Annotated in this window: 20 protein-coding genes and 1 riboswitch; of the genes, 10 read left to right on the top strand and 10 right to left on the bottom strand. The window is 68.2% G+C overall.

Annotation, left to right across the window (positions count from 1 at the left end; genetic code table 11):
• Positions 1-5: 5 nt before the first annotated feature.
• From ACN8HC_RS00610 to ACN8HC_RS00595, 4 genes are all read right to left on the bottom strand, one after another.
• Positions 6-1,091, bottom strand: a complete 1,086-nt coding sequence (locus tag ACN8HC_RS00610) for a 2-oxoacid:ferredoxin oxidoreductase subunit beta (RefSeq protein ID WP_490072927.1) — start codon at positions 1,089-1,091, stop codon at positions 6-8.
• 64 nt (positions 1,092-1,155) lie between these two features.
• Positions 1,156-3,027, bottom strand: a complete 1,872-nt coding sequence (locus ACN8HC_RS00605; RefSeq protein WP_490072926.1) for a 2-oxoacid:acceptor oxidoreductase subunit alpha — start codon at positions 3,025-3,027, stop codon at positions 1,156-1,158.
• A gap of 151 nt (positions 3,028-3,178) precedes the next feature.
• Entirely contained in the window at positions 3,179-3,619 is a 441-nt protein-coding gene (locus ACN8HC_RS00600) for a carboxymuconolactone decarboxylase family protein (protein ID WP_490072925.1), read from the bottom strand.
• 62 nt (positions 3,620-3,681) lie between these two features.
• Positions 3,682-4,587: a GNAT family N-acetyltransferase gene (locus tag ACN8HC_RS00595; RefSeq protein ID WP_490072924.1), complete on the bottom strand. Its 906-nt coding sequence runs from the start codon at positions 4,585-4,587 to the stop codon at positions 3,682-3,684.
• 53 nt (positions 4,588-4,640) lie between these two features.
• Here ACN8HC_RS00595 and ACN8HC_RS00590 point away from each other — a divergent pair, with 53 nt between their 5' ends.
• Genes ACN8HC_RS00590 through ACN8HC_RS00570 form a run of 5 tightly spaced genes read left to right on the top strand, consistent with a single transcriptional unit; the run spans position 4,641 to position 8,317 of the window.
• Positions 4,641-5,402: an alpha/beta fold hydrolase gene (locus ACN8HC_RS00590; protein WP_490072923.1), complete on the top strand. Its 762-nt coding sequence runs from the start codon at positions 4,641-4,643 to the stop codon at positions 5,400-5,402.
• A gap of 5 nt (positions 5,403-5,407) precedes the next feature.
• Positions 5,408-6,727, top strand: coding sequence for a cytochrome P450 (locus ACN8HC_RS00585; protein ID WP_490072922.1), 1,320 nt, complete (start codon positions 5,408-5,410; stop codon positions 6,725-6,727).
• 30 nt (positions 6,728-6,757) lie between these two features.
• Entirely contained in the window at positions 6,758-6,937 is a 180-nt protein-coding gene (locus tag ACN8HC_RS00580) for a hypothetical protein (RefSeq protein WP_490072921.1), read from the top strand.
• 19 nt (positions 6,938-6,956) lie between these two features.
• Positions 6,957-7,454 carry a GNAT family N-acetyltransferase gene (locus ACN8HC_RS00575; RefSeq protein WP_490072920.1) on the top strand — a complete coding sequence of 166 codons (498 nt, stop codon included), beginning with the start codon at positions 6,957-6,959 and terminating at the stop codon, positions 7,452-7,454.
• Positions 7,451-8,317 (top strand): hypothetical protein, encoded by an 867-nt coding sequence (locus tag ACN8HC_RS00570; RefSeq protein ID WP_490072919.1) that lies wholly within the window; start codon positions 7,451-7,453, stop codon positions 8,315-8,317. Before ACN8HC_RS00575 ends, ACN8HC_RS00570 begins: the two co-directional genes overlap by 4 nt.
• Before the next feature lie 52 nt (positions 8,318-8,369).
• Here the strand turns inward: ACN8HC_RS00570 and lon are convergent, their stop codons facing one another.
• Both lon and ACN8HC_RS00560 read right to left on the bottom strand, forming a co-directional pair.
• The gene (gene lon, locus ACN8HC_RS00565; protein WP_490072918.1) at positions 8,370-10,742 is read right to left on the bottom strand and encodes an endopeptidase La; all 2,373 of its coding nucleotides are present in this window, start codon (positions 10,740-10,742) and stop codon (positions 8,370-8,372) included.
• 136 nt (positions 10,743-10,878) lie between these two features.
• Entirely contained in the window at positions 10,879-11,517 is a 639-nt protein-coding gene (locus tag ACN8HC_RS00560) for a GNAT family N-acetyltransferase (protein ID WP_490072917.1), read from the bottom strand.
• 157 nt (positions 11,518-11,674) lie between these two features.
• Here ACN8HC_RS00560 and ACN8HC_RS00555 point away from each other — a divergent pair, with 157 nt between their 5' ends.
• Positions 11,675-13,453 (top strand): HNH endonuclease signature motif containing protein, encoded by a 1,779-nt coding sequence (locus ACN8HC_RS00555; protein ID WP_490072916.1) that lies wholly within the window; start codon positions 11,675-11,677, stop codon positions 13,451-13,453.
• A gap of 13 nt (positions 13,454-13,466) precedes the next feature.
• Here ACN8HC_RS00555 and ACN8HC_RS00550 read toward each other — a convergent pair whose 3' ends face one another.
• Positions 13,467-14,360, bottom strand: a complete 894-nt coding sequence (locus tag ACN8HC_RS00550; RefSeq protein WP_490072915.1) for a sigma-70 family RNA polymerase sigma factor — start codon at positions 14,358-14,360, stop codon at positions 13,467-13,469.
• Between the two features lie 85 nt (positions 14,361-14,445).
• On the opposite strand from ACN8HC_RS00550, the gene ACN8HC_RS00545 reads away from it, so the two are divergent.
• From ACN8HC_RS00545 to ACN8HC_RS00535, 3 genes are read left to right on the top strand one after another with little or no spacing between them, the layout of a single operon-like run.
• On the top strand, positions 14,446-14,895 hold the full coding sequence (locus ACN8HC_RS00545) for a carboxymuconolactone decarboxylase family protein (protein WP_490072914.1): 450 nt from the start codon (positions 14,446-14,448) through the stop codon (positions 14,893-14,895).
• 54 nt (positions 14,896-14,949) lie between these two features.
• Positions 14,950-16,026, top strand: a complete 1,077-nt coding sequence (locus ACN8HC_RS00540) for a DNA polymerase IV (RefSeq protein WP_490072913.1) — start codon at positions 14,950-14,952, stop codon at positions 16,024-16,026.
• A gap of 21 nt (positions 16,027-16,047) precedes the next feature.
• Positions 16,048-16,845: an isocitrate lyase/PEP mutase family protein gene (locus tag ACN8HC_RS00535; protein WP_490072912.1), complete on the top strand. Its 798-nt coding sequence runs from the start codon at positions 16,048-16,050 to the stop codon at positions 16,843-16,845.
• A gap of 4 nt (positions 16,846-16,849) precedes the next feature.
• On the opposite strand, the gene ACN8HC_RS00530 is transcribed toward ACN8HC_RS00535, so the two are convergent.
• Genes ACN8HC_RS00530 through ACN8HC_RS00520 form a run of 3 tightly spaced genes read right to left on the bottom strand, consistent with a single transcriptional unit; the run spans position 16,850 to position 19,535 of the window.
• Positions 16,850-17,512 (bottom strand): methionine ABC transporter permease, encoded by a 663-nt coding sequence (locus tag ACN8HC_RS00530; protein WP_490072911.1) that lies wholly within the window; start codon positions 17,510-17,512, stop codon positions 16,850-16,852.
• Positions 17,509-18,579 (bottom strand): methionine ABC transporter ATP-binding protein, encoded by a 1,071-nt coding sequence (locus ACN8HC_RS00525; RefSeq protein WP_490072910.1) that lies wholly within the window; start codon positions 18,577-18,579, stop codon positions 17,509-17,511. Before ACN8HC_RS00525 ends, ACN8HC_RS00530 begins: the two co-directional genes overlap by 4 nt.
• Complete coding sequence (locus ACN8HC_RS00520) at positions 18,576-19,535, bottom strand: MetQ/NlpA family ABC transporter substrate-binding protein (protein ID WP_490072909.1); 960 nt, start codon at positions 19,533-19,535, stop codon at positions 18,576-18,578. The genes ACN8HC_RS00525 and ACN8HC_RS00520 overlap by 4 nt, the downstream gene beginning before the upstream one ends.
• Before the next feature lie 90 nt (positions 19,536-19,625).
• Positions 19,626-19,763, bottom strand: a riboswitch (SAM riboswitch).
• Between the two features lie 165 nt (positions 19,764-19,928).
• Between ACN8HC_RS00520 and ACN8HC_RS00515 the strand changes: the two genes are divergently transcribed.
• Positions 19,929-20,390 carry an NADH-quinone oxidoreductase subunit A gene (locus tag ACN8HC_RS00515; protein WP_490072908.1) on the top strand — a complete coding sequence of 154 codons (462 nt, stop codon included), beginning with the start codon at positions 19,929-19,931 and terminating at the stop codon, positions 20,388-20,390.
• Positions 20,391-20,392 lie beyond the last annotated feature (2 nt).

Below are 20,392 nucleotides of genomic sequence, written 5' to 3'. Positions count from 1 at the left end.
GAACGTCAGCTGTCCGCGCTCACCGCCCAGGTGTCGTTGCCCTGCAGCAGGGCGAGCAGCTCGTCGTCGGTCGCCGGACCGTTGGGCGAGGCCGCCGCCATCTGGGCGCGGACACCATCGTCGTAGGTCGGGCGGGGCGCATTGCGGAAGATGCCCATCGGGACGTTGGTCATCTCGGGGCCGTCGAAGCGGGACAAGGCGAACGCGGTGGCCGGGTTCGCCGCCGCGGCGTCGTGGGTGATCACCCGCGCCGGGTCGGCCGTCGCCTCGGGCACCAGCTCGAGGTCGCCGGCGTCGTTGCGTATGACGACGCGCGCGTCGTCACCCGTGCCCGCGCGAACCGGCTCGCCGTCGCCCAGCCGCAGGATGCGCCCCTCTGCCTGGTCGGCGTCCTTGAGGACGTCGAACGCTCCGTCGTTGAAGATCGGGCAGTTCTGGTAGATCTCGACGAGCGCGGAACCGCGGTGCTGAGCGGCCGCGCGCAACACCTCGGTGAGGTGCTTGCGATCCGAATCCATTGTCCGCGCAACGAAGCTCGCCTCCGCGCCGAGCGCCAGCGAGACCGGGTTGAAGGGCTGGTCGACCGAGCCGAGCGGCGTCGACTTGGTGACCGCGCCGACCTCCGAAGTGGGGGAGTACTGGCCCTTGGTCAGGCCGTAGATCTTGTTGTTGAACAACAGGATCTTGAGGTTGACGTTGCGGCGCAGCGCGTGGATCAGGTGGTTGCCACCGATCGAGAGGGAGTCGCCGTCACCGGTGACGACCCACACCGACAGGTCCGGCCGGCTGGTGGCCAGGCCGGTCGCGATCGCCGGCGCGCGACCGTGGATCGAGTGCATGCCATAGGTGTCGAGGTAGTAAGGAAACCGGCTCGAACAGCCGATGCCGGAGATGAAAACGATGTTCTCCCGGCGCAGTCCGAGTTCCGGCAGGAAGCTCTGCACCGCGTTGAGGATGATGTAGTCGCCGCAGCCGGGGCACCAGCGCACCTCCTGATCGGAGGTGAAGTCGCGTTTGGTCTGCTTCTCGCCGTCGGCGAGCAGCGGTACGCCGGCGACGCCGGACGGCATGCCGAGGTCGATGGTGGTCATGCAGACCCCTCCTTCGTCGGGCTCTGCATTCGCCCTGTGCCCATTGGTCGCTCGCTTCGCTCGCTCATGATCGGGTCCCTTCGAGCTCTTCCAGGTGGTCGCCGATGGCGGTCGCGATTTCCACTGCGGTGAAAGGCAATCCGCGCACGGCGGTGTGGCTTCGTATGTCGACCAGGTATTTCCCGCGCAGCAGCAGGGCGAGCTGCCCGAGGTTCATCTCCGGCAGCAGCACCCGGTCGTAGGAGCGCAGTACCTCGCCGAGGTTGGCGGGGAACGGCGCGAGGTTGCGCAGGTGGGCGCGCGCGATCCGGGCACCGGTGGCGCGCGCCAGCCGGACACCGGCAGCGATCGGGCCGTAGGTCGAACCCCAGCCCAGGACAAGAAGTTTCGCGTCGCCGGTCGGATCGTCCACCACCAGATCGGGCACCTCGATGCCGTCGATTTTCGCCTGCCGGGTCCGAACCATGTGGTCGTGGTTGGCCGGGTCGTAGCTGATGTTGCCGGTGCCGTCGGCCTTCTCGATGCCGCCGACACGGTGCTCGAGACCCGGCGTGCCGGGCACGGCCCAGGGGCGCGCCAGCGTCGTCTCGTCGCGCAAGTAAGGGTGGAAGACCGGGTTGCCCTTGGCATCCGTTGCGTTCGGCTCCGTGGCGAACTCCACCGAGACATCGGGAAGCTCGGCGGAGGACCTCGGGAGGCGCCACGGCTGCGAACCATTGGCGAGGTAGCCGTCGGTGAGCAGGATCACCGGCGTCCGGTAGGTGGTCGCAATGCGCACCGCGTCGACCGCGGCGTCGAAGCAGTCGGCCGGTGAGCTGGCGGCGATGACCGCGACGGGCGACTCACCATTGCGCCCGAACATCGCCTGCAGCAGGTCGGCCTGCTCGGTCTTGGTCGGCAGACCCGTCGACGGACCACCTCGCTGGACGTCGATGACGACCAGTGGAAGCTCCAGAGCGACTGCGAGCCCGATGGTTTCGGACTTCAGCGCCAAGCCTGGGCCGCTGGTGGTCGTCACCCCGATGGCGCCGCCGAACGACGCGCCGAGCGCGGCGCCGACGGCCGCGATCTCGTCCTCCGCCTGAATGGTGGTGACCCCGAAGTGCTTCATCCGGGAGAGGTTGTGCAGCAGGTCGGACGCCGGGGTGATCGGGTAGCTGCCGAGCACCAGCGGCAGCTTCGCCCGGTGCGCAGCGGTGGTCAATCCGTATGCCGTCGCGACGTTTCCGGTGATGTTGCGGTAGGTCCCGGCCTCCATCGGGGCAGGTGCCACCGCGTATTGCACGGAGAACGCCTCGGTGGTCTCGCCATACGCATGACCGGCGCGCAGCGCCGTGAGGTTGGCCTCCAGGATGTCCGGCTGCCCGGCGAACTTGGTGCGCAGGAACGCGTAGGTGCCCTCGAGCGGGCGGGTGTACATCCAGGAGAGCAGCCCGAGCGCGAACATGTTCTTCGCGCGTTCCTTGTCCTTGCGGCCCAGGTCGAAATCGGCGAGCGCCTCGACGGTGATCGAGGTGAGCGGGACGGCGTGCACCTGCCAGGCGTCGAGCGAGTCGTCGTCGAGCGGGTTGCTGGTGTAGCCGACCTTGGACAGGTTGCGCTTGGTGAACTCGTCGGTGTTGACGATGATCGTGGACCCGCGGGGCAGGTCGCCGAGATTGGCCTTGAGCGCGGCCGGGTTCATCGCGACGAGCACGTCCGGGGCGTCGCCCGGCGTCAGCACGCTGTGGTCCGCGAAGTGGACCTGGAAGCTGGAGACGCCCGGGAGCGTGCCCTGCGGCGCCCGGATCTCCGCGGGGAAGTTGGGCAGGGTCGACAGGTCGTTGCCGAGCACGGCCGAGTCGCTGGTGAAGCGGTCACCGGTCAACTGCATGCCGTCGCCGGAGTCCCCTGCGAACCGCACGACGACGCTGTTGATCTGTTTCAGGTTGCTCACTGCTTCTACTTCTTCCGCACTCGCCACTGGACCCAAATCTACCCGCGATGACCAGCGTTCATTACCTCGGGGTCGCAAGTCATAACACCCACTTATATATCGAGTCGGGTGGAGGTTTGGGTCGGCTGTCCGGTCCGTGAGCCACCCTGCGTCACCGCTGGGGCGGCTGCATCCGGGTCGGTATGGCGAGCCGGTTCCACACGTTGATCGTCGCGATGGCGATGAGCAGGTTGGCGACCTCCTCCTCGTTGAACTCGCCGCTCACCGCCTCCCACACCTCGTCGGTGACGCCTTCCTCGCCGAGCCGCGTCACCTGGTCGACAAGAGCGAGGGCGGCCCGCTCCTTGTCGGTGTAGCACCCGACTTCGCGCCAGGCCATCAGTTCGAAGAGCCGCTGCGGCTTCTCGCCCGCCTCCAGTGCGTCGTGGCTGTGCATGTCGATGCAGAAGCCGCAGCCGTTGATCAGCGACGCGCGCAGCTTGACCAGCTCGTAGAGCGCGGGATCGACGTGTGCGGCGGCATACTTCTCGAGCGCGATGACCTTCTCGTAGGCCTCGGGTATGACGTTGGCGATCTTCATCCGCGGTTGCATGCGGGCTCCTTCGGTCGAGATTGTGCAGACACAACTGGTCTACTCCTCCGTTCACCGGCGCGTCAGCCAAGGGTGCGTGCGAGGCCGAGCTCGGTTGCGACTCGGCGGTATCCGAGCCAATCGTTGACCGCCAGCATCGGCGTGTTCCGTTCGTCGTTCGAGGTGTATGCCGTCCTGACGCCCGATGCGGCCGCCCGGTGCAGCGCAGCGGCCTTCACCAGCTTGGCCAGGCCACGTCCGCGATGCCGCGGAACCGTCCCGCTGAACGCGGACCACAGTCGGTCGCCGTCCGTCTCGGAGATGGTGAAGGACAGCACTTCACCCTCGAAAACCGCTGCAACGCTGAGTCTTCGGTCGAGCGACGGATCGTGCCAGAAGTCGCCGAGCCACTGCTCGTAGTTCATCGAGTCCAGCGGTGCGTCGCCCGGCTCGTCCGCGGCGGCGAGCAACTCGGCGGTGTACACGGCGCGAGGCTCCAGTTCGTCATACGACCGCAACTCGACCCCGTCCGGCGCCGTAGGCATCGACGGCAGGCCGGCCAGCTGGGCGCCCGCGTAGTGCATGGTGCGCGTCCCGACATAGCCGCGGTGCCGTGCGAATTCCGCGCCGTCCGGCTGGGCGAAGACCTGGATGCGCTGCGCACCGGCGTTCACGAGGTGCCGGGTGAGGCGGTCGGCGAGCGTGCTGCCGATGCCGGCTTCCCGATGCTCGGGGTGCACGAACACCGTGGCGTTGCTCTGCCCCGATGCGCTGGTCCAGACGTTCAGGTGAGCGTTGCCCCAGCCGACGATCCGGCCGTCCCGCTCTGCGACGAGCGCGAGGCGTTCCTCGCCGGGTCGATCCGTGGTGATGAGGTGCCGCACCATGTCGGCCGACATCACCTTGTAAGGCGACACCAACCGGCGGAGCGCCGCCACCGGTGCGGCGTCATCGCCTCGAGCTTGCCGGACTGTCGCGTCGGTCGCCATACACCGCACGCTAGACACCGGCGAGGACGCGCGCGACGCATTATGGTGCGCAGATGAGTATTGGACACGTTCTCGTGGGTTCCGGCCCGGTGCGGGTGATCGCGCTGCACGGCTGGTTCGGCTCGGCGCAGGGCTGGGGCGACTGGCCGCTGCTGCTCGACGGCGACCGCTACACGGTCGCGTTCCTCGACTACCGCGGCTACGGCAGCCGCAAGGACGAGCCGGGTGACTACGGTCTCGACGAGATCAGTGCCGACGCACGTGCGCTTGCCGACGAACTGCGGTGGGATCGTTACGCGTTGATCGGGCACTCGATGGGCGGCACGGCGATGATGCGCACCTTCACCGATGCCCCGGACCGGGTAACCGCGCTGGTCGCGGTGACACCGGTGCCGCCCACCGGCATACCGTTCGACGACGACTCCTGGGCGCTGTTCAGCGGCGCTGCCGAGAGCGACGACAACCGCGCGGCGATCATCGATTTCACCACCGGCAACGTCCATCCGACCGAATGGGTGCAGCAAATGGTGCGCTTCTCCGTCGAGAACTCCCGGCGTGAGGCGGTCGGCGGCTACCTGCCGTCCTGGGCCAAGACCGACTTCCACGAGGAGGTGCCGCCGGTCGAGGTGCCGTTGCGCGTCATCGCCGGCGCTCGCGACGGCGCCCTCGGTCCGGAGACGTGCCGGGCGAGCTGGCTGCAACTCTTCCCCACTGCGGAGCTCGACGTGATCGAGGACGCTGGGCACTACCCGATGTACGAAGCGCCCGGCGACTTCACGGCTGCCGTCGAACGCACCCTCGGCCCACTGGCCTGAGCCGTATGGCGCACCCGTCGACAGCCGTCCTGCACGACCCGGACACCTACACGAAGGGCGTGCCGTTCGACGTGCTCGAGCGGTTGCGCGAGCAGGGTCCGGTGCACTGGGTCGACGAGCCCGAACTGCGCGGGCTGGCAAAGGGACCCGGCTATCACCTGGTGATCGATCACGCGCTTGTCACGGAGGTGGTGCGCGACACCGCGACATACTCCTCCGCGCTCGGCGGCACGCAGATCCAGGACCCCGCCACACCGCGGGACCTGGCGTACGTCCGGCGGATGATGCTCAACATGGATCCGCCGGAGCACACTCGGCTGCGCCGGATGATCGCCGCATCGTTCACGCCACGAGCGGTGCGCGCGCTGGAGGACCGGATCGCCGGACACGCCAGGCACATCGTCGACCGGATGATCGACGGGCCGCGCGAGTGCGATTTCGCCAAGGACGTCGCCGCCGATCTGCCGCTGCTCACTCTCGCCGACATCCTGGGAGTGCCGCCGGAGGACCGGTGGCTGATGTTCGACTGGTCCAACCGGGTGATCGGGTTCCTCGACGCGGACTATGCGAGCTCTGCCAGTTTCGAAGCGGGACAGGGGACTTCGCTCGCCCGAGAGGCGGTTGCGCTGCGCCCGTCGCGCGACGCCGCAGGACGAATGCCCGACCCTCGTGGTCGCGACGGTATGCCGGACCTCTACCGCTACGCGCATCTGCTCGGGGACGCGAAGCGCGCCCAGCCGGGTGACGACGTCATGTCGATCCTGTTGGCCCAACGCGAGGAGGACGGCGGTCAACTGTCGGTCGAGGAGTTCGAGAACATGTTCTGGCTCTTCGCCGTGGCGGGCAACGAGACGCTGCGCAACGGCTTGCCCGGGGCGATGATCGCGTTGCTCACCAACCCGGATGCGATGCGCGCCCTGCGCACCGATCCGTCGCTCATCCCAGCGGCGGTCGACGAACTGCTGCGCTGGTGGACGCCGGTGATGACGTTTCGACGGACCGCCACGAGGGACACCACACTCGGCGGGACTGCGGTGCGTGCCGGCGACAAGGTCGTCGTGTCGTATATCGCCGCAAACCGCGACCCTGCGGTCTTCGATCGACCGGATGAGCTTCGGATCGGTCGGAAACCCAACAACCACCGGGTCTTCGGCCATGGCCCGCATGTCTGCATCGGCGCCCACTTCGCTCGGGTGCAGATGGCGCTGCTCTTCCGGGAGGTGCTGACCCGCACGAGCGACCTACAACTCGCCGGCGAGCCGGCATACCTGCGCTCCAACTTCCAGCGAGGCGTGAAGCGCCTGCCGATCCGCTGGGCGGCGTGAGCGGGTCGTGCTGATCTGGATCCCCGTTGTGTGGAGGCCTTGGCAACCGAGCGCTACGCGACCCACGTGGCCACCGACGACCTGTCGACCGACGAGGTGGTCGAGTGGATCGCCGGTGATGTCGGCCTGCAGCTGGCCCGGCCGCGACTGCACCCGGTGCGTTACCAGGGACGTCGGCTCGCGGTCGGCATACGACACATCCGCATCTGAGAGCCGTACGGTGAGGGTCATGCCCGCAACCGTCCGCGCCGCGACGCCCGGCGACGTGCCGGCAATCAGTGCGATCTACGGCTATTCGGTCCAGCACACGGTGGCGACGTTCGACACGGCCGACCCGCCGGCGTCCTACTGGCGGGACAAGGTTGCCAGCACCGAGCCCGGACACCACGTGATCGTCGTCGAGGAGGACGGTGTCGTTGCCGGGTTCGCCTTCGCCGGGTCGTTTCGCCCGCGCCCGGCATACAGCCACACCCGCGAGACCTCGATCTACCTTGCCGACTCCGTGGTCGGCCGCGGACTGGGCACGCTCACCTACTCGCATCTGCTCGGGCTATTGCGGTCCGACGGCATGCACACGGCGATCGCCGTTGTGGCCGAACCGAATCCCGGCTCCTGCGCGCTGCACGAATCGCTCGGCTTCGAAGTGATCGGCACGCTGCGCGAGGTCGGCTGGAAATTCAACAGGTGGGTCGATACCCGCTGGTACCAGTTGCTGCTCGGCTCATGACGGTCCCACCGGCCGGCAACCGTGACGCCGTCAGTGTTCAGGTCATGACCTACCGCTACCTGCGGTTCGGGCTGCTCGGCCTCTTGCTGGCGCTCACGGTGTCGGTCGGGATGGCAACGGTCCGGGACGGCTGGCAGCGGTCGATCAGCTCGTACTACTACACGCCGGCCGGGCCGGTCTTCATCGCGGTGCTGGCCAGTGTCGGAGTATGCCTGGTCGCCTTGCACGGCTTCACCGAGGCCGAGAACGTGTGCCTGGACCTTGCCGGCATCAGCGCGCCGATGGTCGCGTTCGTGCCGCACCCCGAGCCCGGGTATCCGCCGGACCTCCCGGCGATCACCAACAACGCGGTGACGTTTCTCGCTGTCCTCGCCGTCGGCTATGTGGCGGTGCTCTTCCTCGTATGGCGGCGGCTGCGCCGTGGTGGCCGGCTCACCGTCTGGAGCACGGTAGGGCTGGTGTCGGTGGCGCTTGCCTGGCTGGTCGGAGTCCTGTGGCTGTCGGTGAGCCGGGCGACGTTCGTGGAGCACGCGCACACGCTGGCCGCGGTGTTCACCTTCGTGCCGTTCGTCGGTGTCGTCGTGCTCAACACGGACTGGGGCGTCCGGGTGCTCGCCGGTGATGCGAAGCGAAGCAGGACGCGCTTCGACACCGCGTACTGGGTGCTGCTCGCCGTCATGGTGGGTCTCGCAGTGGTGTTCGGGGTCGTGCACGCGTGGAAGTTCTCGGTGCTCTTCGTCGAGACGGGGATGCTGGTGTGCTTCGCGGCGTTCTGGATCCTGCAGACGATCGACCTGTGGGACCCGGTTCGCGACGCGGCAACGAGTGTGTCGGCAGGTTCAGCGCCGCAGGTCGGGTCCTGACGGATGACCGCGAGCGTCCGGGCAAGGGCCAAGCCCCTGCCCGGACGATCGATCAGGCGGCGCCGTGGGCGCGGGCCGCAGACGCGTCCTCGAACGCCAGGCTGAGGATCTCTGCGACATCGCTGACGGGTCGTATGTCGAGAGCGTCCTTCACCTCGACCGGCACGTCATCCAGGTCGGGTTCGTTGCGCCGCGGAATGAACACCGTTGTCAGGCCGGCCCGTTGAGCGGCGAGCAGCTTCTGCTTGACACCACCGATCGGCAGCACGCGACCGTTCAGGGTGACCTCGCCCGTCATACCGACATCGCTGCGGACCGGGCGGCCGGTCGCCAGTGAGGCCAGCGCGGTCACCATGGTGACACCGGCGGACGGCCCGTCCTTCGGTGTCGCGCCCGCCGGCACGTGCAGGTGGATCGGCCCGGCGAGCGATGCCGCCTCCACGCCGTGCTCGGTGCCGTGTGCTCGCAGGTAGGACAGGGCGATCTGCGCGGATTCCTTCATCACGTCGCCCAGTTGACCGGTGAGCGTCAGCCGAGGGTCGGCCGCCGATTCGCCGTCCGTAGAAGCGGATTGCAGCCTCGGCACCATGGGCTTGGCCGCCTCGATGAAGAGAACGTCCCCGCCCATGCCGGTCACCGCCAGGCCGGTGGCAACACCGGGCACCGCCGTGCGCTCGGGTGACTCCGGCGTGAAGCGGGGCCGGCCAAGGTAGTCCTTGAGGTCGTCGACCGTCACCCGGACGGGTGCTTCCGCCTTGTCCATGGCGAGGTTGGTGGCGACCTTGCGCAGGACCTTGCCGATCAACCGCTCCATCTGCCGAACGCCGGCCTCGCGGGTGTAATCGCCTGCCATCTCACGCAGTGCGGCCTCGTCGACCGTGACGTCGTCGGTCGTCAGCGCCGCGCGTTCCAGCTGCCGGGGCAGCAGGTGCGTCGACGCGATGGCCACCTTGTCGTCGTCGGTGTAGCCGTCGAGGGCGACCAGCTCCATGCGGTCCAGCAGCGCGCTCGGGATGGTCTCGAGCGTGTTGGCGGTCGCGATGAAGACGACGTCGGACAGGTCCAGGTCGAGCTCGAGGTAGTGGTCGCGGAACGTGTGGTTCTGCGCCGGGTCGAGCACCTCGAGCAGCGCTGCCGCCGGGTCACCCCGGAAGTCGGAACCGACCTTGTCGATCTCGTCGAGCAGGACGACCGGGTTCATCGAGCCGGCCTCCTTGATCGCACGGACGATGCGACCGGGAAGCGCCCCGACATACGTGCGGCGGTGACCGCGGATCTCGGCCTCGTCGCGCACACCGCCGAGGGCCACGCGCACGAACGACCGGTCGAGCGCGCGTGCGACGCTCTCGCCCAGCGACGTCTTGCCGACACCGGGCGGGCCGACGAGCGCGAGCACCGCGCCCGAGCCACGACCGCCGACGACTTCCAGGCCACGCTCGGCGCGACGACCGCGGACGGCGAGGTATTCGACGATGCGGTCCTTGACGTCCTCCAGCCCGTGGTGGTCGGCGTCGAGCACCTCGCGGGCGGCGGTGATGTCCGTGCGGTCGGATGTCTTGTACTTCCAAGGCAACTCGAGCACGGTGTCGAGCCAGGTGCGGATCCAGCCGCCTTCCGGGCTCTGCTCGCTGGAGCGCTCCAGCTTGCCGACCTCCCGCAGGGCGGCCTCCCGGACGTCGTCCGGCAGGTCGGCCGCTTCGACACGTGTGCGGTAGTCGTCGGCGCCCTCCGGCTCGTTCTCGCCGAGCTCCTTGCGGATGGCCTCGAGTTGCTGACGCAGCAGGAACTCGCGCTGGTGCTTGTCCATGCCTTCGCGGACGTCGGTGGCGATCTTGTCGGATACCTCTTGCTCGGCGAGGTGGTCGCCGGTCCACGTGATCAGGACCTCGAGCCGCTTGTCGACGTCGGTCTCCTCGAGCAGCTGCACCCGCTGCTGCGGCGAGAGGTATGACGCCCACCCGGCCAGGTCGGCCAGCGCGTGCGGATCGGTGGTGGACTCGACGTGGTCGATGACCTGCCACGCGTTGCGGCGCTTCAGGGTCGCGACGACGAGTCGCTTGTAGTCCGTGGCGAGCTCGCGGGTGCGCTCGGTCGGCTCCGAGGGCGCCAGCACCTCGGCTTCGACCCAGAGCGCGGCCCCGGGGCCGGCGACACCGCGGCCGATGCGCGCACGGTCAGTGGCGCGCAGAACGGCAGCCGGCCCGCCGTTGGGCATCCGGCCGACCTGCTCGATGGTGGCGACGGCGCCGACTGTCGGGTAGTTGTCGTCGACACGCGGCGCGAGCAGCAGTTGCTCGCCACCGGCAGCCCGAGCCGCGTCGACGGCCGCGCGGGCCTCGTCGTCGAGCTCGATGGGCAGCGTCATGCCGGGCAGGGCCACCTGGTCGTGCAGAAAGAGCACGGGCAGCTCGAAGGATTGAGTCATTGCTCTCCTGAGTCTTGGGCGGCGCTGACGGGTCGGGCGGTCCCACCGCCATACCCCTTCATGCCGCAACGAAAGTTGAGTCTTATTGGCTCAAGGATGCGGAGGCGCGTTTTGTTCCCGGTGTGAGGGCACCTCGTCAGGCCGGGTCGAAGAACGGGCGGCAGGCGTCGAAGCCGTGAACCTCGATCTCCGGCGTGCTGCCGCGCGCTGCCCATTCGTCGCGGGTGAGCACGAGGTGCTGCAACTCGACGATGCCGTGCCCGGTGTCGTGCGACCTGACCTTCGTGTCCCGGTAACCGAGATGCCGGCTCACTCCCAGAGACGCGCGGTTGGTCCGGAGGGCGGAGGTGATAGCGCGTTCGGCATGCAGGTGCTCGAAGGCGAATCCCAGCACCGATGCACGGGCCTGGATGCCGAATCCGCTGCCACGGAACGGTTTCGCGATCCAGGATGCCGTGTCGACGGTGCGTTCGGCTGTGAACTCGGTCCCTTCGAGGGTCTGCACCCCGATGAGGTCGCTGTCGCGCCATACCGCGAAGTCCAGCGCCCACTCGTCGACCGACCAGCAGCCACGGTGCCGCCAGATGCTCTGCAGGAGCCGGCGTTGGCGGTCCACGGCCATCGGGATGCCGGGCACGGCTGGGTAGCGCGGATCGAGATCGAAGTCGTCCGGAAAAACACGGACCAGAGCGGGCAGGTCGACGTCTCGCACGGGGCGCAGTACAAGCTCCCGAGTGGTGATGGTGAGTGCGTCGAACGGCCAGGGCGGCGTCATGACGACACTCTGTCAGAGATGGTGATGTCGGTAGGGTCGTATAGGCTCTGCAGTGGGGTGGTGTGACGTCTCGAAGTCGGCGAAAACTGCTCAGTGGCAACGTAATTGACCGCATTTACACCTTGTATTCAGAGTCGAACGTAAGTATCATGACAACATGTCGAAGCAGCCGTTCTTGGTCGCCGGTGAGGTCATTGCCGACGCGTCCGTCGTCGCGCTGCTGGCCACCGCGCACGCCCTTGCGCGTGAGGCGGCCGCCAAGTCGAGGGCCGGCACGACGAACGTGTCTCGCGAGCAGCTGATCGACCAGGTCGTCGCCTGCCAGCAGGTGCAAAACTCCGTCTGGGCGGCGCAATCGGTCCGGCTCGCCCAGGTGGCTGCCATCGAGGAGGTCGTATCGCCGGGTGCGCCGCCTCGTGAAGTCCGCCACGCCATCGGCAGCTACGCCGACGAGTGGACGCCGCAGGAGCTCGCGACCCGACTCGGTTGGTCCGACCGTCAGGCGACCGACCGCCTGACTGAAGCAGTCGATGTGATCCGCTACGCGCCGTCGATGTTCGACCTCACGCAGTGCGGCTCACTGGACCCGCGCAAACTCACCGGCGTCACCGACACGCTGTGCGGTTCGGACAGGAAGGCCGCCCGCAAGATCGAGGCCGAGCTGCTCACGGCGATCGGTGACGCGTGCGTGAACGACAGCGATGAGCCAGTTCCATTGACGGCGACCAAACTGGTACGACGCGCGCGGCGGCTGCTCGCCGCCGCATCACCCGCCGATGCGGAGGAGGCGGCCGCCGCTTGCAGGGCACAGGCGAAGCAGGTGCGGGCCTTCCCGCACCACGAGCCCGGGTTGAGCGTGTTCCGTGCGGTCCTGCCCACCGAGGACGCGATGCGGGTCATGGCCGGCGTCAACGAGTTGGCGCGTCACCTGCACAAGGACACGACCACCGGCAAGTCTCTCGACGAATGCCGCGTCGACGCGTTCGTCGACCTGCTACTCGGCAATATCTCGGTCAGCACCACCTGCGTGGTCCAGCTCCCGTTGGTCTCGACTTTCGGTGAGCCCGGCTCTGGGGCAGCCGCCGGGACGCCTCGTCAAGGCAGCGACGTCGCGCCGTGGCGCTTCGGTCGGCTGGCCGACATCACCGAGCACAGCAGAGCGTTCCGCAGTCCGACGACTCGGCTGTCCTGCGACTCCGATCGACCCGCGGCGCCGTCGTTCGTTGAGCCCCAGCTGGAGCAATGGCTCGCGCTGGCTGTGTCCGAAGGCATGGACATGCTGACCACCCTCGACACCCCCACATCCCAAGTCATCGTGCGCACCCCGTGCGACGCGGCGACCCTGATCCGGAGCAAGCTGGGCACGCGATGTGCTCCGCGAATCGAGGTGGACCTCCACCCGCCGGCCTCGACAAGTTCGCAACGCTGGGACCCCGGACCGATCACCACGTCAACCAAGCGGCGACGCGGGCGGTCTCGACCGACTGGTTCCGAGACCGCGTCGCCGACCCAGGTTTACCGCATCGGCGACGTGGTCGTCGAAGGATTGGGCGTCATACCCGCTGCCGTGCTGACCGAGTTGTGCCAAACGCTCGGCGTCGGCCTGACTCGAGCCTTGGTGGACCCGGCGACCGGGACCACCGTCGAGACGGCCGATGTCACTTACCGGCCCGGCGCTCGCCTCCGGCGATTCGTCATGGCTCGCGACCAGCATTGTCGCTTCCCCGGTTGCACCCGGCCGGCGCGGCTCGACGACATCGATCACGTCGATCGCTGGCCGGACGGACCGACCGCCGCGTCGAACCTGCAATGTCTCTGCCGGCATCACCATCGGGCCAAACACGAAGGGGGCTGGACCGTTTCGATGACAGCCGACGGCGTGTGCACCTGGACCAGCCCCTCCGCCCGCACCTACCTGACCTGGCCCGGCGACTGACACCCGCCACGGGTCACGCGGCGCCGAGCACCTCGATCTCCATTCCGGCGATCGTGTCCTGGTCGGCGCACACGTCGATCCGCACGATGCGCCCGCCTTGCACCCGAGCCGCGATCACGGACAGGACGCGGCCACCGGGCGCGAACACCGCACCGACCACGCCGTCGATGATCGCCAGCGAAGCCTGGCGTGCCCGTCCTTGAAAGGCCGCCGCGATCGCCTCGGCGCCCCGCAGCCGGTGGTCGATCTCCGGAGCGCCGCCTCCGGCCAGCGCGGCCGCAGCGACCGCGACTCGGTCGGCCCGCAGCTCGATGTCGGGGTCGAGGACCTCCAGCAGCCCGGCGAGGTCACCCGCGCGCGACGCACGGAGAAACGCCGACACGGCGGTCCGTTGCTCCGCCCGGGCGCTCGGCAGGTCCGCGGTGCGCAGCCGGCGGCGTGCCCGCGATGCCAGCTGGCGCGTCGCCTCCGGCGACCGCTCGATGACCGCCGCGATCTGGTCGAACGGCACCTCGAAGAGATCGTGCAGCACGAAGCACAGGCGCTCGGCCGGACCGAGCCTGTCCAGCACGACCAGCAACGCGTCACCGACCGAATCGCGCTGCACGGCGTAGGCTTCCGGTTCGTCCGAACTCTCCGACTGCAGAGTGTCGTCTTCGGCGTCGAGCATTTCCTCCGCGCGGCTGCGGCGTGCCCGCAGCATGTCGAGGCAGACCCGGGACACGACAGTGGTCAGCCAGCCGCTCAGATTGTCGATCGACGTCCGGTCGGTCCGATGCAGCCGGAACCACGCTTCCTGGACCGCGTCGTCGGCGTCGCCATACGTCCCCAGAATGCGGTAGGCGACGGCCCGCAACCGCGTCCGCTGGGCATCGAAGTCGCGCGCCAGCAATTCGTCGTCGCTCACCTGTCACATTCTCCTGCCGTCATACGTCACCTGCGATGACACATCAATCAAGCACTGAAGGAGCCAACCGAACATGGAACCCCGTATGACGAACCCCGCCGGCCTGCTCGACCAGTCCGCCACCAAGGGAATCTTCGCTGTCGTCAACGCCGTCCACGGACAAGGCGTTCCCGAGGCGACGCTCGAACTCGTGCATCTGCGGGTCAGCCAGATCAACGGCTGCTCCTGGTGCCTGAACTACGGGCTGCAGAACGCCAAGAAGGCGGGCGAGAGCGACGAGCGCCTGATCACCCTCGCCGGATGGCGGGACGCGCCGTACTTCACCGACGACGAGCGGGCCGCGTTGCTGCTCGCCGAGCACATGACCCGCCTCGCGGACAGCCTGGACCCGGTGCCGGACGCCGTGTGGGACGAGGTCGCCGACCGGTATGACGAGAAGGCGCTCGCGGCCCTGGTCCTCTGGATCGCGACGACCAACCTCTTCAACCGGATCAACGTGACCACTCGGCAGGTGGCCGGCACGGGCGCCTTCTGATTCGTGACACTCATTCGCCGGTAGGGCACCCTGGTCCCCAGCGAGGTGACACGTATGACGGCCTGGGTCCTGCACGTCGACATGGACCAGTTCCTCGCTGCCGTCGAGATCCAGCGTCATCCGGAGTTGGCCGGCAAACCGGTGGTGGTCGGCGGTCGTGGTGATCCGACCGAGCGGGCCGTGGTGTCGACCGCGTCGTATGAAGCGCGCGCGTTCGGCATCCGGTCCGGCATGCCGCTCAAGATCGCCGTCAAACGATGCCCTGACGCCATCTTCCTGCCGGTGGACTTCCCTGTCTACGAGGCAGTTTCGGCAACCGTCATGCAGGCCCTACGCGACATCCCGGGGACCGTCGTCGAGGTGCTCGGCTGGGATGAGGCCTTCGTCGGCCTCGTCGCAGACGATCCGGTCGCGGCGGCACGGGCCGTCCAGGATTCCGTGCGCACTGCGACCGGCCTCGACTGCAGTGTCGGCATCGGTGACACCAAGATCCGCGCCAAGGCCGCGACCGATCTCGGCAAACCGCACGGCATCTTCCTGCTGACGCGCGACAACTGGCGACCGGTCATGGGCGACCGTCCGGTCAAGGCGCTGTGGGGCGTCGGCGGCCAGACGTCGAAACGGTTGGAAAAGCTCGGAATCCGGACGGTCAACGACCTGGCCGATGCGGACGACGAAGTGCTCGCCGCCGAGTTCGGACCCAACACCGGGCCGCACATCGGCAGGCTGGGGCGAGGAGCCGGCAGCGCCGTGGTCGACGACACGCCCTGGATGGCACGCGCCCACGGCCGCGAAACCACCTATCAACAGGACCTGCTGACACAGGACGAGATCCGCGTGGCGCTGTTCGAGCTCGCCACGCAGGTGGAGTCCGACATACGCGCGGAAGGACGCGCCTGTCAACGAGTACACCTGAAGATCCGGTTCGCACCGTTCTTCACGCTCACCCGGGTGCGGAAGCTGCCCGAGCCGACGTTCGCCGCGGACGTCATCGCCGACACGGCATTCGCTCTCTACGCAAGGCTTTCCGACGAACGGCCGGTCCGGTTGCTCGGCGTCCGTGCCGAGATGGTGCCACCGCCCGGAGGGTATGACGCGCCGCGCACCCACGGCCGTCGCGGTGGCCCATGACGAGGGTCTACCGTCGGTGAGATGACCCCGAACGAACGCGCCGCGACCTTCCACGCCCTGCACGACGATCTCCTCGTCCTGCCGAACTGCTGGGACGCGGCGTCGGCGCGGATCATTCAGGAGGCCGGTGCACCAGCCCTTGCGACATCGAGCGCGGCGGTCGCCTGGTCTCTCGGTACGCAGGACGGCAACGTCCTCGACCGCGACCTGATGCTCCAGCACCTGAGCCGGATCTGTTCCGTCGCAAGCGCTCCCGTGTCCTGCGACATCGAGGGCGGCTTCGGGGACAGTGCGGCGGATCTTGCCGAGACCACCCGGCTCGTCATCGGAGCCGGAGCGGTCGGGGTCAACCTCGAGGACGCGTTCGACCGCACGCTGCGCCCAATCGACGAAGCGGCCGACCGGGTGCGCGTGGTGCGCGAGGCGGCGGACGCGGCCGGCGTCGAGCTCTACCTCAACGCCCGGACGGACGGCTACCTGGTAGGCGCAGCGGACTTCGACGACACCGTTGCACGTGCATCCGCATACCTCGACGCGGGCGCAAGCGGCATCTTCGTGCCGGGTGTCACCGACCTGGACATCCTGTCCCGCCTGACCGCCTCCATCGACGCTCCGGTCAATGTCCTGACCGGACCTTCCGCGCCGAGCGTCCCCGAGTTGAAGGCCGCCGGGGTGCGCCGCGTGTCCGCCGGATCGTCACTGGCGGCAGCAGTGTTCGGACACCTCGAGCGGGCTGCGCACGAGCTGCTCGAGCACGGCACCTATCGCGAGCTCGCCGGCGGACGGAGCCATGACTCGCTGAACGCGCTCTTCGGCTGAGGGGTTACCGCCGGAGCGCCTTGCGCGCCAACGCGTTCCCGCCGAACTGCGCGAGTTGCACCAGCACGATGATCACCGCCACGGCGATCCAGGTCACCGCCCAGTCGAACCGGTGATAGCCGTAGGTGATCGCGAAGTCACCGAGGCCGCCGCCACCGACCGCACCGGCGATCGCGGTCATGTCGACCACAGCGACGAAGACGAACGTGTAGCCCAGGATCAGCGGGCCGAGCGCTTCCGGCACCAGCACGGTCTGCACGATCCGCCACGGGCCGGCACCCATCGCCTCCGCTGCCTCGACGACCCCGGGATCCACTGACACCAGCGACTGCTCGACGATGCGCGAGACCCCGAACGTCGCCGCGATGACCAGCGGGAAGAGCACCGCCGTGGTCCCGATGGTGGATCCCATCGTCCGCAAGGTCAGGGGAGCGATCGCGGTCACGAAGATGATGAACGGGATCGGCCGCACGATGTTGACCGCCACGTTGAGCACCGCATTGACCGGGCGATTCGTGAGCAAGCCGCCGGTGCGCGTCGTGAACAACGCGACGCCGAGGATCAGCCCGATCAGCCCGCCGAGCAGGATCGTGACGACCGCCATCAGCAGCGTCTGCCCGATCGCCGTCTCGAAGGTCGGCCACAGCGTCGACCAGTCGGTGGTCATCGCGGTTGTCCTTCCACCGCGCCCGCTGCGTGCAGGGCCGAGATCGTCGCCTGCACACCCGCTTCCGGGCCGCTCAGCGCGAGCGTGAACGAGGCGAGCGACTCGTGCTTGAGATCGGTGATCCCGCCATACAGGATCTCGAAGTCGACACCGTGCTCCCGCGCGGCCGAGCTGAGAACCCGGCCCAGCACCCGATCGCCGTCAGCGGACACCGTGACGAGGGTGTCAGAGTGCTCCGCGCGCAGCCGCTCCAGCTGTATGGCGTCAGGGCGGTTCCCCACCGCAGCCGCGACGAACCGCTGCGTCGTCTCCGCCGTCGGTGAGCCGAGAACCTCTCGCACCGTGCCGGTTTCGACAATCCGGCCCGAGTCCAGGACCGCCACGCGGTCGGCAATTGCGCGGACGACGTCCATCTCGTGGGTGATGACCACGATGGTGATCCCGAGTTCCTCGTTGACCCGTCGCAAGAGCGCGAGCACCTCCCGGGTCGTCTCCGGGTCGAGCGCGGAGGTGGACTCATCGGCGAGCAGCAGATCCGGTTGCGTCGCCAGCGCCCGGGCGATACCGACTCGTTGCTGCTGGCCGCCGGACAATTCCTCGGGGTGAGCCCACGCTTTGTCGAGCAGGCCGACGAAGGAAAGCAGTTCGGCGACTCGCCGCTCCTGCTCGGCACGGCCGAGTCCGGCGAGCTGCAGCGGGTAGGCGACGTTGCCGAAGACCGTCCGCGACCGCATCAGGTTGAACCGCTGGAAGACCATGCCGATGCGTTGCCGCACCGCCCGCAGCGCTTTCCCGCGCAGCCTGGTGATGTCGACCCCGTCGACGATCACGGTGCCGGAGGTGGCCCGTTCCAGCCCGTTGATCAGCCTCACGAGAATGCTCTTGCCCGCCCCGGAGTAGCCGATGACCGCGAAGATCTCCCCCCGCCGGATCTCCAGGTCGACGTCCGTCAGCGCGTGGTGCTGGTCGTCGCGGCGGCCGAAGGTCTTCGACACCGACTGCAGACGGACCAACGGCGCTGCCGAATCAGGCTCGGAGTCAACGGTTCTCGACACGACCTCGGTCATTGCGTGCTCACGGTCTTTTGCAGGCCGGACAGGATCTGCTGCAGCTGGGCCGCTGACTTCTTCACCGGGACGCTGGTCCCCTTCGACTCGGCGACGACCAGCTTCTGCACGCGCGGGTCCTGGTAGAGCTTGACGACCTCGGCGTACGTCGGGTTGTTCTTGTCCGCAGCTCGGGCCACGATGACGTTGATGTAGGGCTCGGCCGTCGCCGACCGCGGGTTGTCCGAGTAGAGCGCCTTGGTCGGGTCGAGATGACCGTCGAGCGCGAAGTTGTTGTTGACGACCGCGCCGGCGGTGGAGGACAGCGACGTCACCGTCTGCGCCGCGTCGACGGGCGTCACCGTGACCTTTGACCGGCTCCGGACGATGTCCGCCGGAGTGGCCAGGATGTTGCCCCCGTTCTTCAGCGTCACCAGGCCGGCCGCCTGCAGCACGAGCAGCGCACGCGCCTGGTTCGTCGGATCATTCGGTATGGCGATGGTGCCGCCCGCCGGGATCTGTTGCAGTTTCTTGTATTTCGACGAGTAGAGGCTGAGCGGCACGACATACGTCGACCCGATCGGCGTCAGGTTCTGGTGCGCCTGCTCGTTGTAGCTCGCGAGGAAGACCAGGTGCTGGAAGAGGTTGAGATCCAGCTGGCCCTGGGCGACAGCAGGATTCGCCTGTGTGTAGTCCTGGAAGTTGACGGTCTGCAGGTTGATGCCGTGCTGCCGGGCGAGCTTCTTGAAGACCGGCCAATAGCCCTGGTCGGCGTCGGTGACGCCGATCTTCACGATGGTCAGGTGCTGCCCAGGTGCAGCGTCGCCACTCGCAGTGGCCCGGCCGGTGGCGAAGCCGGCACCACCGCCCACGACGAAGGCGATGACGGCGGCGCCGATCACCACTCCGCGGCGGGAGGTGCGCCTCGGCGGCAGGGAAGGAATGGTCGTCGGGGCGTCGGAGGTGTCGTCGGACATGGTTTCCTCAGGGTCGCTGGCAATTGGAAGGCGCCCGGCCGTGCTCGAACCGTGCGACGCGTCGTGCCGCATCGCCCGGTGATGTGGGAACTGCCGTGCTTGCCGCGCCGACCGATCCGGCATACGCCGAACCAGCCTGTGCGGCCTAGTCATTCACCTGGGGCACCCCGCCACGTGCGTGAGGGTTGCCGTCCAGCAAGCCAGGGCTTGACGCTGGAACTCGTGACTGGTGCAACCATAAGTACGAGTTACCGGAATAGTCAAAATGAACAGCAATTCTTCACGTTCGTGAGGTGGATCACACGCCGCGCTCGCCGCCGAGCGGTCGCCCCGAAGCGTCCACTCTGGGAGCGCCTCGCCCACCCGGAGGCGTCCGCTCGTTAGGCTGCCCGGGTGTCCTCGGGAGTGACCGGTTACGTGGTGCTGCTCGGCGTCGGTGTCGCCGGAGCGGTGCTGTTCGTCGCTGCCATGATCGCCCGGCGGCTGCTGGCACCGCGAGCACCCGGCCTGGCCAAGCTGACGACCTACGAGTCCGGCGTGGACCCGGTTGCGGGCGGGTGGGCGCAGACACACTTCCGCTACATCACCTATGCCTTCCTGTATGTCGTCTTCGCCGTCGACGCCGTCTACCTCTTCCCCTGGGCGCTGGTGCTGCGTGACCATCACCTCGGCATCGCCAGCCTGGTGGAGATGGGCATCTTCATCGCGGTCGTGCTCGTCGGCCTGCTGCACGCCGCCCGCCGCCGCCTGCTGACCTGGGCGGACGAAGCGGACACGGGGACCTCGAGACGCTCCTTCGTCGCTCCTCGGCCACCGCGGAGCGTGTCCGGGAAGGAGTTGACCGGTGACCACTGACC

Source organism: Flexivirga sp. YIM B11880 (genome assembly GCF_058148645.1).
Note: the sequence above shows the minus strand (reverse complement) of the source record. Positions and strands in the feature narration are given on the sequence as shown.